Source organism: Paenibacillus sp. JNUCC-31 (genome assembly GCF_014844075.1).
Taxonomy (GTDB): domain Bacteria; phylum Bacillota; class Bacilli; order Paenibacillales; family Paenibacillaceae; genus Paenibacillus.
Map to the genome: position 1 here is coordinate 1863923 of NZ_CP062165.1, position 14441 is coordinate 1878363.

11 protein-coding genes and 1 other annotated feature are annotated in these 14441 nt (G+C 49.0%); all 11 genes read right to left on the minus strand.

Annotated features, from left to right (window positions below):
• Nucleotides 1-155: 155 nt before the first annotated feature.
• The gene (locus JNUCC31_RS07970; protein WP_062328075.1) at nt 156-1190 is read right to left on the minus strand and encodes a rod shape-determining protein; all 1035 of its coding nucleotides are present in this window, start codon (nt 1188-1190) and stop codon (nt 156-158) included.
• Between the two features lie 201 nt (nt 1191-1391).
• Nucleotides 1392-2081: a RadC family protein gene (gene radC, locus JNUCC31_RS07975; protein WP_192270277.1), complete on the minus strand. Its 690-nt coding sequence runs from the start codon at nt 2079-2081 to the stop codon at nt 1392-1394.
• A gap of 35 nt (nt 2082-2116) precedes the next feature.
• Entirely contained in the window at nt 2117-2728 is a 612-nt protein-coding gene (locus JNUCC31_RS07980; protein WP_192270279.1) for a Maf family protein, read from the minus strand.
• 92 nt (nt 2729-2820) lie between these two features.
• Entirely contained in the window at nt 2821-3063 is a 243-nt protein-coding gene (locus JNUCC31_RS07985) for a DUF4321 domain-containing protein (RefSeq protein ID WP_024633972.1), read from the minus strand.
• Between the two features lie 145 nt (nt 3064-3208).
• The gene (locus JNUCC31_RS07990; RefSeq protein WP_192270281.1) at nt 3209-4408 is read right to left on the minus strand and encodes an SPOR domain-containing protein; all 1200 of its coding nucleotides are present in this window, start codon (nt 4406-4408) and stop codon (nt 3209-3211) included.
• A gap of 119 nt (nt 4409-4527) precedes the next feature.
• The gene (gene murC / locus JNUCC31_RS07995) at nt 4528-5898 is read right to left on the minus strand and encodes a UDP-N-acetylmuramate--L-alanine ligase (protein WP_192270283.1); all 1371 of its coding nucleotides are present in this window, start codon (nt 5896-5898) and stop codon (nt 4528-4530) included.
• A gap of 5 nt (nt 5899-5903) precedes the next feature.
• Nucleotides 5904-7280, minus strand: coding sequence for a bifunctional folylpolyglutamate synthase/dihydrofolate synthase (locus JNUCC31_RS08000; protein WP_192270285.1), 1377 nt, complete (start codon nt 7278-7280; stop codon nt 5904-5906).
• Between the two features lie 77 nt (nt 7281-7357).
• Nucleotides 7358-10024 carry a valine--tRNA ligase gene (locus JNUCC31_RS08005; RefSeq protein ID WP_192270292.1) on the minus strand — a complete coding sequence of 889 codons (2667 nt, stop codon included), beginning with the start codon at nt 10022-10024 and terminating at the stop codon, nt 7358-7360.
• 58 nt (nt 10025-10082) lie between these two features.
• Nucleotides 10083-10361: a binding site (T-box leader), on the minus strand.
• Between the two features lie 156 nt (nt 10362-10517).
• Nucleotides 10518-12011 (minus strand): LysM peptidoglycan-binding domain-containing protein, encoded by a 1494-nt coding sequence (locus JNUCC31_RS08010; RefSeq protein WP_192270294.1) that lies wholly within the window; start codon nt 12009-12011, stop codon nt 10518-10520.
• A gap of 136 nt (nt 12012-12147) precedes the next feature.
• Complete coding sequence (locus tag JNUCC31_RS08015; protein ID WP_192270296.1) at nt 12148-13056, minus strand: RluA family pseudouridine synthase; 909 nt, start codon at nt 13054-13056, stop codon at nt 12148-12150.
• Nucleotides 13053-14357, minus strand: coding sequence for a glutamate-1-semialdehyde 2,1-aminomutase (gene hemL / locus JNUCC31_RS08020; protein ID WP_192270298.1), 1305 nt, complete (start codon nt 14355-14357; stop codon nt 13053-13055). Before hemL ends, JNUCC31_RS08015 begins: the two co-directional genes overlap by 4 nt.
• Nucleotides 14358-14441: the final 84 nt, after the last annotated feature.

Genomic DNA, 14441 nt, shown 5'->3' on the forward strand with positions numbered 1-14441 from the left:
TGCCCGGCGGGGAGACTGTCAGACTTATAGTCCCTTCGAGAATATCAGCTGATTCTCCCCGGGTATGCGGGTAATAGCTCTCCCGGGATTAACCGGGTCCTCCATTGATATCATTCCGCTTGGTCGATAAGGCAGCCAAGCCGGGCAAATACCAATTAACGTTTGGAACGAACTGCCGAACTGCTTCTGCTCTTGAACAAATGAATATTTTCAAGTGCTTTACCTGTTCCGAGTGCAACACAATCAAGCGGGTTCTCTGCTACGATCACAGGCATACCTGTCTCACCAGCAAGAAGCTTGTCCAGATTGCGAAGCAATGCACCGCCTCCTGTGAGTACAATACCACGGTCCATAATATCCGCTGCCAGCTCAGGAGGACATTTCTCCAAGGTTACTTTTACAGCTTCAACAATGGCATTCACGGTATCTGCCAAAGCTTCACTGATTTCATCGGATGTAATCGTAATTGTCTTCGGCAGACCGGTCACAAGGTCACGTCCACGAATCTCCATCGTTTCCACTTGCTCAAGCGGCATAGCCGATCCGATATCCATCTTTAATTGCTCGGATGTGCGTTCACCGATCATCAGATTATACTGACGTTTAATGTATTGAATAACGGATTCATCCATCTCGTCACCAGCAACACGAACCGAACGACTCGTTACAATCCCGCCCAGGGAAATAACCGCTACTTCAGTTGTACCGCCACCGATATCTACAACCATGCTTCCTGTTGGCTCCCATACCGGCAGATCAGCGCCAATTGCAGCCGCAAAAGGCTCCTCAATCGTGTAGGCCTCACGTGCACCTGCCTGTTTCGTTGCATCTTCAACGGCGCGCTGTTCTACCGCTGTAATCCCGGAAGGTACACATACCATCACGTTGGGATGACGTTGGAACATGGAACGTTGCTTTTGCGCCTGACGAATAAAGTATTTGATCATCGTTGCTGTTGTATCGAAGTCAGCAATAACGCCGTCCTTCATCGGACGAATCGCACGAATGTTCCCTGGTGTACGACCGATCATTTTTTTCGCCGATTCACCTACTGCCTCAATTGTTTTCGTATCAGTCCGGATCGCAACTACGGAAGGTTCCCGTACCACAATTCCTTTTCCACGTACATAAACCAACGTATTTGCTGTCCCCAAATCAATCCCCAAATCTTTATTAAAACCACCAAACATGACGTTAATCTCCTTTTCTGCCTCATATAGCCGCTCCCGTAAATCAAGAGCATTTCATTTTCATTCCCACCGTTATGGCGGAGCTAATATTCGCATTTGTTTTGTGTTGCAGTTCTTTTGAGTTGCATTTGTAAAGTGAACCTATCTTCTACGGACAACGCCGTCAATATTCATAGGAAAACATCAACGCCAACCATTATATTATACTAAGCCCTTCTCCTTCAAACTTACGTAGGTTCCATCTCCGATAATAATGTGATCCAGCACGTCTATGCCAACAATTGAACCAGCTTCAATCAGTCTCTTGGTTATTTGGATATCCTCTGGACTAGGTGTAGGATCACCGCTCGGATGGTTGTGTGCGCACACAATGGAAGCGCTGCTGCATTTGATGGCAGCCCGGAATACTTCACGTGGATGTACAATGGAAGCGTTCAGGCTACCCATGGAGAGTGTTTCCTGGGCAATAATATGGTTTTTGCTATTCAGAAAAAGACACACAAAATGTTCCTTCTGCAAGTAACGTAACTGTTCGGTAAGGATATCGGCCGCATCCCGAGGCGTCCGAATTGAAGTTGACTGTGTTAGTCGGCTCTTGGCAATCCGGTGCCCAAGCTCAATGCCGGCTTTCAGCTGTACTGCCTTCGCCATACCTATTCCCTTCATCGCAGTCAGTTCTTCCATACTCAAATCCATCAACGAGCGGATGCCACCCGCTTCAGTCAGAATCCGCTGTGCCATATGCACTGCGGATTCCTGTCTTGTGCCCGTTCGAATTAAGATTGCCAACAATTCAGCATGGCTTAAGGCGCCCGCCCCGTATTCCATCATGCGTTCTCTCGGGCGTTCTTCCTGGGGGATGTCGCGCATCATATATTGAGGCGACTCCATATGTTCCCTCTTTTCATAACGTCAATTGCAGAATTTCAAGTGTGTGGCAGTACATGCACGCCGAATCCACTCAGCATGTCACTGAGTAAGGACAGAGGCAAACCCACCACATTAAAATAACAGCCTTCAATACGGTCTATCAGTGAAGCACCAATGCCCTGAATGGCGTATGATCCTGCTTTGTCCGAAGGTTCTCCTGTCTGAACATAAGCACGAATCGTAGCCTCAGACAGCTCCTTCATCGTTACATCCGTCTGACGATACTGAACCATGGATTGCCCATTGCCAGCATCAATACAGGCCACTCCAGTGAATACACGGTGTACACGCCCCTGCAGACGGGATAACATCCGTTCAGCGTCTGCTTCGTCAACGGGCTTGCCAAGAATATCGCCGTCCAGAACGACAATCGTGTCGCTTCCAACAATAACAGCATCCTGCTCACGGCCTTCCAGCCCACGATAAACGGCAAGTGCCTTGCGCATGGCAAGCTCCTGTACTGTTTGTTCTGGAGTCCATTCCGGTGGAGTATCTTCATCGGCATGACTTGGTATTACATCAAAAGCTAAATGAAGTGAGGCGATCAGTTCTTTACGCCGTGGCGAAGTGGAGGCCAGAATAATAGGGCGTTGCTGTATTTTATCCAAAATAATCGGCTCCTTAGGCTACGGCGACATCCTGTCGGATCACGCTAGTAGATGTCTTTTTTTTAGTTTCTTCGTCATAATTCGTCATACTCCTATAATCTGCGATACAGCCATACAGCAGCAATGATACCGATCAGACTCAGGAGGCTCATTTGAAATTGAAGTGAAATGTCATAACTAATAATGTCCAGATCAGCCTGAGGCGACCAGCGAATGGTCGTGGCTTTCGTTAGAAAGGCTACGGCCTTTACAGGCTGCAGTGCCTTGGCGATCCACGCTCCGGCCAGCCAGCCGAGCAGCAGAAACAGCAATAACATGCCGAAGTTTTTTTTCATCGGTGATCTTCCCTCGCCATTTTTTGACACCCACATTATTATACGGGGTTTTGTACGTCAATACAAACACAAATCCGGCAAGGGGAACTATTTCCAGTTCCTTGCCGGATAGGTATTCCAAAGCTGTGTTATGGGAAAGAGCCTGTTACTGTTTTATCGCTTCAAGCCATTTTTTTTGCTGTAATACATATTCCATCAGATCGGACTGTACAGACCACATATGCACATTTGCCGGATTTTTGTTGTACTCAGCCAATGCGTTTACCGCACTGTTCATTGCTTTCTCCATCGCAGATACATAGGGTTGTACGTCGGTGCTCAGGCCTGGAGAAATACTATTCAAACCGGTCAGCCAGAGCTGGTGCTGGTTCTGCAATGCATTCATCGTTTCACTTGAGACTGCTGCAGGAGCAGCTTGACCGAGTTGCTGAATCGAGAGGGTAGACAGTTGTTCAATCAAGGCTGAACCGCTTGTGAAGAAGCGCTGAACATCCTCTGCTTTTCCGCCGAAAACTGCTGGATTCACTTCAGGGTTGACGATCTCCTTAACATACAATTCTACACCTTCGGCCTTCAGCCTTGAGCTAAGCAGCTTGGCCTCCTCACGGTCAGCCGAAATGCCTGCGTATACCCGATTGCCGTCTTCTGGATCAGACCCTGTGGCAATGCCTGCCTGCGATAATTCCACCTTGGCCTGTTCAGCACGTTCAGGGGAACTGAACACACCATATTGCAGCGCATAGTAGCTGCCGCCTGTAGTTGTTGCCTGGATCTGCTGTTCCGAACCTGCCACTCCCTGCTGACCTGTTACAGCCGATACCGCCTGATTAGCGGGGATCTTGCTTCCAGGATCTACGGCCCCTTCCCGATTAAAAAAAGAAAGAATAACCATGCCGAAGAGGGCCCCGGTTACAAGTGCACCCGTTACTGAACCAATCATTTTCCAGCCCCTCGGGGGACGATTTCGCTTATAAGAGTAGTTTTCACTATTTGCAAGCCAATCATGACCTCCATAATTCTCATCCGACCTGTTCTCGTCCTCATCTCCCGGATACGCAGTTAGATGATCATAACTGTATCCGGGCTCATCGAGTTTCGAATCCTTGTCCGTTCTTTGGTAAGGTTCAGGTACAGTGGAGCCTGTCAGCATCGTCTCTCCCCAGTCACCGGGAATATCCTCTGGTGTCCATGAAGGCGTTGTATTCAACTGCGTTGGTGTTGGCGTTGGACTGTGCGGAATTTCTTCACTCAAAGCTGCAAATGTGCTGGATGTGGACATCCCCTTGTTTTCAGGCTTGTCCGACTCGTTATCCCCAAAGCGAAACGTCATTCTAGCATTGCTCACCCCGTACCCTCTCCTTTGTCCCATTTATAACAGCTATATGCGGAGAGAATCTGAACCATTCCATTTCATGCAAAAAACCGCCTGCTTCGCAATGAAGTCAGACGGTTTTACAATTGTAATTATTTCAACCCTTTGGCAAGTGTATCGCCAACTTTCCAGATATCACCTGCACCCATCGTGAGCACAAGATCGCCTGGCTGAAGACGGTTCTGCAAATCTGCAACAACTTCTTCCTTTGTCGGAAGATAACGTGCAGAGGCATTACTGTTTTGAACGATGAGTTCAACCAGTCTAGCCGAGTGAACACCTTCAATCTGTTTTTCACCCGCAGGGGAGTAGATATCGGTAATGAGAACCTCATCCGCTTCTGCAAAGGCACGACTGAACGCATCAAGCAGGAAGAACGTACGTGTGTAACGCTGAGGCTGGAATACCGCAATAATACGTTTCCCCGTTGCTTTGGCCGCACTGATCGTAGCCTCAATCTCCGTTGGGTGATGAGCATAGTCATCAATAATCAGCATATCACGAGCCTCACCCAGCACCTGGAATCTGCGTTTTGCCCCATGGAACTGGATAATGGCAGCGGTAATTTTCTCGAATGGAATACCTGCTTCCAGACAAGTAATGACTGTAGCCATCGCATTATAAACGTTATGTTTACCTGGAACCGACAATTCCACTGTTCCCAAAGCAGAGCCCTGATGATTCATTGTAAAGGAAATGCGACGGTCCCCGAGCACGATATCCGTTGCTGTATAATCAGCTGCGTAATCAATGCCGTATGTGGTCACCCGGGACTTCAGCTCTGGCAAAATGGCCTGAACGTTCTCGTCGTCAGCACATACAATTGCCGTGCCCTCTGGCCGAATTTGGCTCAGAAATTGTACATAAGCTTTTTTGAGTTCCTCAAAATCACTGTTGTAATTCTCCAGATGGTCTGCTTCAATATTCGTTACAATACCCAGCCATGGGTGGTACTGTAAAAATGAGCCGTCGCTCTCGTCTGCCTCTGCGACAACCCAGTCGCCTTGACCGGCCTTGGCGTTGGTCCCCACGTTCATGATTTCCCCGCCAATTATGTAGGTCGGGTCTGTATCGCATTTCTCCATAACCAGTGCAATCATGGATGAAGTGGTTGTTTTGCCATGAGCCCCGGCCACAGCCACACCCTTGCGCTCGTTCAGCAAACGCGCCAGCATCTGGGCACGATGCAGAATCGGGATGTTCAGCTGTTCAGCTGCCACCCGCTCTACATTATCTGCCGGAGCAGCCGTAGAGTAGACCACGAGGTCTGCCCCATTCACGTGCTCTGCGGTATGTCCAATATATATTTTCGCTCCCTTGGCTGCCAGCTTCTCGGTCAACTCCTGTGAAGCGACATCCGATCCGGTAACGGTGTATCCCATCTCAAGCATAACTCTCGCGATGGCACTCATGCCATATCCGCCAATCCCTATAAAATGAACGTGTTCCGATGTATTTAACAAAACTTTCACCAACCTTTTTCAGAATCGGTTTGATGCAAAAGGGCTGCCCGCACATCTGCAATCAGGTACAGTGTGCCAGACACCACCCCCAGATCTTCCGCTTCCGTCCGTGACTTCAATAGATCAAGTGCCTTTGCCCATTCGGGCTCGACGATGATTTCCAGCTCCTGTTTCGCAAAGGCGGGACGTACCCGTTCGACGATCTGCAGCAATTCGGCTGCATCCATTTTGCGTCGGAAGTCTGGCTCGGTCAGGATCAGCGTATCCACTAGTGGCAGTATATGCTGCAAATACGCTTCGTGATGCTTATTCGCGAGCATACCCATCATCAAAATTAACTTGTTGTGAGGATAAACGTCGATAATGCTCTTGGCGAGCGATTCAGCCCCTTCCGGATTATGTGCTCCGTCCAGAACAATTCGGGGTTGTTCAACCACTTTCTCGAACCGTCCTGCCCAGAAGGCATGCTCCAGTCCAAGTGCAATATCTTCATCATCCAGCATAAATGCCATGTATTGCCGAAGCAATTCCAGTACCATAAGCGCGCCCGCTGCATTATCGCATTGATGTATGCCCTGCATGCGGATACGAATGTCCATCTCACGGAACGGTCCTGTAAAATGAAAAGATTGTCCGTTCTCATCGCTGTCCAGTCTATGATAGGAGAATTGATTTCCTGCAAGGTACACGGTTGATCGGAGACGCTCTGCCGTCTCCTGAATCACCTTCACAGCCTCTGGCTGAGTGGCACAGGTAACGACAGGTACTCCAGGCTTAATAATACCTGCCTTTTCTCTCGCGATGGCTTCAATCGTATCTCCTAGCACATCCGTATGATCCATACCGATATTGGTAATGATGGACACCACAGGTGTGACGATATTCGTTACGTCCATCCTTCCCCCGAGTCCTGTCTCCCATACTACAACGTCCGGGTAACACTCCTCTGCATAATACAAAAGAGCAAGTGCCGTAGACACCTCAAACATCGTCGGTGACCCAAGGGCAGTGGACGCCATCTCCTGGACCAACGGATGAAGGCGATTCGAGAGTTTTAGCAATGTCTCTTCCGGGATGTCCTCCCCGTTGTACTGAAAACGGTTTGTGAATTTGGTGATATAGGGTGAGGTATAGGTTCCAACATCATATCCCGCCTGAAGAAGCACTGACGTCAAAAAAGCGCAAGTCGAACCTTTGCCGTTCGTTCCCGCGACATGAATAAATTTGAGACGCTGATGTGGATTGCCAAGCCTTGACATCAATCCCTCGATTCGTTCCAATCCAGGTCGGATGCCAAAAGGAATAAGACCATTAATCCAGTTCACGGCCTCGTCATAGGTAAGTAAAGGAGCTGCTGTATCTGTCCCGTTAAGTTCCGTCATATGATTCACCTTCGGTTTGAGTTTGGTTGAAAAAAGCAGCCGGATGGGACAAAAGCTCTCCATCCGACCCGAATATATTAACCTTTCAGTTCCTTGATTCGTGCAATCACTTTATCCCGTTTATCAGAATAATCTGCTTGCTTGGCGCGCTCTTCCTCGATAACCTTGGCAGGAGCCTTGGCAACAAAGCCTTCATTCGCCAACTTTTTCTCCACACGCAGTACTTCGCCCTCAAGGTTCTGCAACTCTTTCTCCAGGCGAGCCACTTCCTGTTCAATATCAATCAAACCTGCCAGCGGCAAGTACAGTTCAGCCCCCGTAATGACAGCAGTCATTGCTTTTTCTGGCGAGTTCAGATTCAAACCGCTATCGAACTCCGACGTATTACAGAAACGTTTGATGTAATGGCTGTTACGTTCAATGATGCTGGACATTTCTTCGTTATTCGCTTTTACCATCAGTTCAATCTTCTTGCTCATCGGTACGTTCACTTCTGCACGGATATTACGAACTGCACGAATCGTATCCATGAGCAGATTCATCTCCGCTACCGCCTCAGGGTTCTCCAATGCTGGGTCATAGACCGGCCAGGATGCCAGAGTAATGGTCTCACCCTCATGTGGAAGATGTTGCCAGATTTCTTCTGAAATGTACGGCATGAACGGATGAATCAATCGCATCGTATGATCCAGTACATATGCTAGTACCGATTGAGTTTTCTTCTTGGCAACCGGATCTTCCCCGTAGAAGGACAGCTTCGAAAATTCAATATACCAGTCACACAGGTCATCCCAGATAAAGTTATACAGCAAGCGGCCTGTTTCACCAAATTCATATGCTTCGATTAGACGCGTAATATCACGAGAAGTTTCGTTCAGGCGGTGCAAAATCCAATAATCCGCTGTTCCGAGGTCTCCACTAATATCACGATCTTCATAAGTGAACCCTTCCAGGTTCATGAGCGCAAAGCGTGATGCATTCCAGATTTTATTGGCAAAGTTACGAGCCTGTTCCACCCGTTCCCAACGGAAACGGAGATCCTGTCCTGGAGTGCTGCTCGTCGAAATCATATAACGCATCGCATCCGCGCCATATTTCTCAATAACATCCAGTGGATCGACACCATTACCGAGCGATTTGGACATCTTACGTCCGTCTGCATCACGAACAAGACCGTGCATCAGCACATCCTTGAACGGAATTTCTTCCGTGAACTCCAGAGCGGTAAAGATCATGCGCGCCACCCAGAAATAAATAATGTCATACCCGGTTACAAGTACACTCGTCGGATAATAACGTTTCAGATCATCCGTTTCTTCTGGCCATCCTAATGTCGAGAAAGGCCATAATCCGGAACTAAACCATGTATCCAGAACATCTTCATCCTGTCTCAGCTTGCGACCAGCGTATTCCGGCAACGTTGTTGGATCTTCAGCGGATACAATAATTTCTCCAGTTTCCTCATCATACCAGGCAGGAATACGGTGACCCCACCACAGCTGACGGGAAATACACCAGTCCCGAACATTCTCAATCCAGTTCAGATACGTTTTCTCAAAACGATCTGGAACAAAACGAACCCCTTCGCCACTCTGCTGTTTCTGAATGGCTTTCTCTGCGAGAGGCTTCATCTCAACAAACCATTGTGTGGACAAATATGGCTCAACCACAGCGCCAGTACGCTCGCTATGTCCAACCTGATGCGTATGATCCTCAATGCTGATCAGTACACCCTGTTCTTTCAGGTCTGCAACAATCTGCTTGCGACAGTCACTGCGATCCAGTCCCTGATATTTGCCTGCTTCGGCATTCATTGTCCCCGTCTCATCCATTACCGTAATTTGAGGCAGATCATGACGAAGACCCACTTCGAAGTCATTCGGATCATGTGCAGGCGTAATTTTCACGGCCCCGCTTCCGAAATCTTTATCTACATACTCATCTGCAATAACCGGAATTTCGCGACCGATAATAGGCAGGACAAGCACTTTTCCAATCATGTCAGCGTATCGCTCATCCTTCGGATGGACGGCAACTGCCGTATCACCCAGCATCGTCTCTGGACGAGTAGTCGCTACAGTGATGTGACCACTTCCGTCTTTGAGCGGATAACGCAGGTGGTACAAGTGACCCTGTACTTCTTTATATTCAACCTCAATGTCAGACAATGCAGTCCGGTTCACCGGGTCCCAGTTAATAATTCGTTTGCCTCGATAAATAAGGCCTTTTTCATACAATTGAACAAACACTTTGCGAACAGCCTGGGACAAACCCTCATCCAACGTGAAACGTTCACGTGAATAGTCGAGTGATAATCCCATTTTGCCCCATTGCTGACGAATGGTTGTAGCATATTGTTCTTTCCAGTCCCATACCTTCTCCAGAAACTTCTCGCGACCCAGATCATAACGAGTCTGGCCTTCTTCACGCAGCTTCTGCTCCACCTTGGTTTGGGTGGCAATCCCTGCATGGTCAGATCCCGGCAGCCAGAGAGCGTCGTAGCCCTGCATCCGCTTGGTGCGAATCAGAATATCCTGCAGTGTGAAATCGAGCGCATGCCCGATATGAAGCATCCCGGTTACGTTTGGAGGTGGAATTACTATCGTATAAGGCTCGGCATCTTTACGTTGACCGGCCTTGAAGTATCCACGCTCCATCCAGGTGGAGTACCATTTCTGCTCCGCAGCTTTCGGATCATATGTGGTCGGCATTTCTGTTGCAGCTGAATTTTTTTGTTCAGACATGTGTCATTCCTCCGTTACTTAATCATCTTCGCCAAAAAACAAAAAAACCTTTCATCCATCAAAGGACGAAAGGTTAGCTTTCGCGGTACCACCTTTGTTTCACGCAGACAGAAAGAGAGACTACGCCTTCTGCATATACGTGACACTTCAAGCAGATAACGGCTGCTACCGGCCCATCCTACCTCAGGAATGAATGATCGTAACCTTAACATCCCTTGTATTCAAACAGGCAACTCCCGGACGACTTCGAACAGTTGGTTCCTGCGGAATTTTCCAGCGCTACAATCCCGCTCTCTGAAAGGTCATACTGTCTACTACTCCCGATCCACGTTGTTCTTCAAAAAACCTAAACACATCATACCCTGCTCGTGCCCGATAGTCAACCTGACAACAGCGGAACAGTAGCGCTGCAATGCAGGTAAAGGGCTGACAAGGCTAAAACCCGTCATCCTCAAGGGATCACGGGTTCGCAATGGACGCTGGAACCAATAGGTTAAGGGATATATAAAATCTGCCCTTCTTCCACAACCTGTTCGGATAATCGGTTATACAACTGAAGCTCTCTGGTGCTTAACTGATATCGTTCTGCAATGGTATCGAGTGTCTCTTCACGCTGTACAATGCATAATTTCACCTTACGGAACGGCGTCTGATCCACAATGGTGCCGAGGAACAGGTTCTTCCACTCCACATCATCAGGCGGGTATGCTTCTTCTTGGAGTACTCCCGCGAGCGCCTCTTGCTCCCGCTCCGCTTCCGCCTCACGTGTCGCTCTGCCGGAGGATAACAAGGAGGATATACCTACACCCTCTTCCTGTCTTGGTGCAGACTCTCTCTTGCTGCCAAAAGCAACCTTGAGCTCCGGCTTGTCTTCCGTCTCAGCCACAGGTTCGGGGATGAAGGCTTCGATAGCAGCAGACTCATTCGCCTCCACTGCTTCCAGAGGTCTGTCTTCCTCCGAAATCTCCGGTTCAGACGATGCGAATACATCCTGCCAGTTCTCTGGCTGTGAACCAGCCGAGGCATCAACAACGTCCTGGTTCTCTTGCCTTGGTTCAGACCGGGCAGATTCAAAGTGCCATACATTCGGTGCTGCCGCCCCATTGGAAAATTGTAGATATGAATTGGAATCGATCTGCTCCGAATTCCTTGAGTTCGTATGTAAGGTCTCGACGGAAGGCTCGGACCAGACAGACGACTCTTCAGCCAAAGGAAGCAACGGCTCAGATTCAGGATATGAAGCCAAACGGTCTGCTGTCTCCGCCATAAAAGATGAAACTGGGGAAGGCGGATTGAACAACTCATTGGATTGCGCTTCAGCCTGTTGCTCCGGTGACTGAAATTGTTCAGCTGAGGCCTGGTATAGTTGTTCCTGCTTTAACTCCTCTTCGTTTCGTAATACATCTTCGCCAGCAGAAGGAACAACAAATTCCTGAGCGCCATAGACAGGTCCCGCTGCACTCGTAAGCCCTTCCTCTTCACTCCGTTGAAGCAAATACTCTTGGGCAAACGTATTGGGATAGCTGCCTGTCTGCTCTGTTTCAGCAGAACGAGTGTCTGGCTGAGAGTCGGGTGAATGCACGACGGTAAACTCATCTGCTGACCACACCTGCGGTTCCTCTACCGGAAAGCCCTCAATGCCTCGAAGTGACAGTACGCCCGTAATGTTCAGACTTCGGTTGGATAACAGATCAACATCAAAATTTTCAATCTCAACGGAAATATCCTCAATGGATCTCACCCGGTTCAAGGGTACCGTGATCTCTACCGGAATAAAATGTTTGAGCTCCTCCGAGATTTCGTTCTCTCCCCGATAAGCACCTGTAAGCAGTAGATGGCCACGCAAGGTAGCATGATCATCCTGACCTATGACTTGAATGCGGGGGTATAACTCAATTTCCTCCAGTTCCTCTATCGCAGGAACTCCCTCTGACAAATGAACGCGCTCATAAATATCGAACCGCAAACCATAAGGTTGATTCAACAAAGGTGGCGTCCTCCTTTCGGCATATGTTCACCATGATCCTTCTCATGGGACTGATCCATGGTCCAAATCCTTCGTTACCCCATCTATATGCCTTGAATGAGATGAGCATGCCACCTTTTGTGCAAACCTTACCGGTTTATTGGTCCTTGCCTTCACGTTGTGCCAGCTGTAGGAGATCCGAAGGCCAAGGGTCAGCCACTTCAATTCGTGCTCCAGTCAGCGGATGATCAAAACTCAGTGTCTCCCCGTGAAGTGCCTGTCGCCCAATAGAATCCCTTCTACCTCCATACAGCTCATCTCCAACGAGGGGGTGTCCTGCATAACTTAAGTGCACCCGAATCTGGTGTGTGCGTCCTGTATCCAGTGTCAGACGAACAAGAGTAGCTTTATCCCACACCTTCACGATCTCCAAATGGGTGACGGCTTCCTGCCCCCCTTCCGAGACACGTCTGCGTTGCTTGTGATGCCTGTCCTTGCCAATCGGAGCATCAATTGTCCTGAGTTCCTGAGATATTTGACCGCCTGCAATGGCGACATACTGGCGTCCAATATCTTTGTTACGCATCGCTTCATCCAATTTGGCGAGGGCAAAAGCATTTTTGGCATATAAAACCGGTCCGGTGGTATCCTCATCCAGACGATGAACATGGCGTACACTGGCCTGAATTCCATTCATTTCGTAATAGGAAGCCACCGCGTGATCCAGCGTAATCGCTTGGTCCATTCGACTCCCATCGGGATGAAGTTTCATTCCCGCCGGTTTGTGCACAACCAAACAGAAATCATCCTCATACAGTACATCAATATCGGCCCACCGCGGTTCAACATCTATTGGCTGAGACGCAAAAAGGGCCAGCCGAAGCCGATCCCCTGCAAGTTGTACCCCCTGGTTCTTCTTAAGCTGACGCAGCATTTTTTCTGGTAACTGAAGCTCAGACAAGAGCCATTGCTCTGCAGCCGTTTGCCTGTCTGAACTGCCTGTCACCACCTTGCCTGGCATCAGCTCAATCCATTCCCCACGGCGTTTCCAACTTTTAATGGTCATAATGATTGAAGAGCCTTACGGTTTGCCTCGATCGTATCGTCAATATCCTGCTCCGTATGCACGCCAGAAACAAACATGCCTTCGTATTGAGAAGGGGCAACACTGACACCTTGATCAATCATAGCCGCAAAGTAACGACGGAATTGATCCAGATTGCTTTCTTTGGCGATATCATAATTCGTAACCGGAACCGCACTGAAAAATGGACAAACCATGGAACCAACACGGTTAATGGTCACCGCTACCCCTGTCTCTGCTGCATTCTTCTCAAATCCAGCCTGCAAGCGAGCAGACAGCGTCTCCAGGCGATCATAAACCTCCGGTGTCAACAATTTGAGGGTCGTATAGCCTGCCGCCATAGCCAGCGGATTACCGCTCAGTGTACCTGCCTGATAGATCGGCCCAGTTGGAGCAATCTGTTCCATCAGATCACGTCTGCCGCCATAAGCGCCTACCGGAAGTCCACCACCGATAACTTTTCCCAGACAAGTCAGGTCAGGTGTTACGCCGTAACGTCCCTGAGCACAGTTCAGTCCCACACGGAAACCGGTCATCACTTCATCAAAAATGAGCAGACTTCCGTATTGAGACGTCAGACTCCGCAGCCCTTCAAGGAAACCCGGAATCGGTGGTACGACACCCATATTCCCCGCAACAGGTTCCACAATAATGGCTGCCAGTTCTTCACCATAACGTTCAAAAGCAAGCTTCACCGACTCCAGGTCATTGTATGGAACCGTAATCGTATTTATGGCTACGCCTTCAGGAACACCCGGGCTGTCAGGCAGACCCAGTGTTGCTACACCAGAACCTGCTTTGATCAGCAAGCTGTCGGCATGCCCATGGTACGATCCTTCAAACTTCAAAATTTTACTGCGTCCTGTTACACCACGTGCCAGCCGAATCGCACTCATGGTCGCTTCCGTACCGGAATTCACCATGCGTACAATATCAATTGAGGGCACACGCTCACAGACGAGCTTTGCCATCTCTGTCTCCAGCAGCGTTGGCGCGCCAAAACTTGTTCCTTTAAGGGCCGTCTCACGCAAAGCTTCAACAACTTCAGGATGCGCATGTCCCATAATAAGCGGACCCCATGATCCTACGTAGTCAATAAAAACATTGCCATCAATATCATAGATTTTGGAGCCTTCTCCGCGCTCTGCATAGATTGGGGTAAGTCCAACCGATTTGAATGCCCGAACCGGGCTGTTTACCCCCCCGGGTATGTACTGCTTTGCTTCTTCAAATGCGCTGCGTGAGCGCTCATCATTGCGACGAGTTCCTTGTTGTGCGGTCATGAACATCCTCCTTAGTGATGAGGCCTCTCCAAACATACGGGTAGAGGCCTTTTATCTATTTTTTTGAGAAGTCATAATAGATCT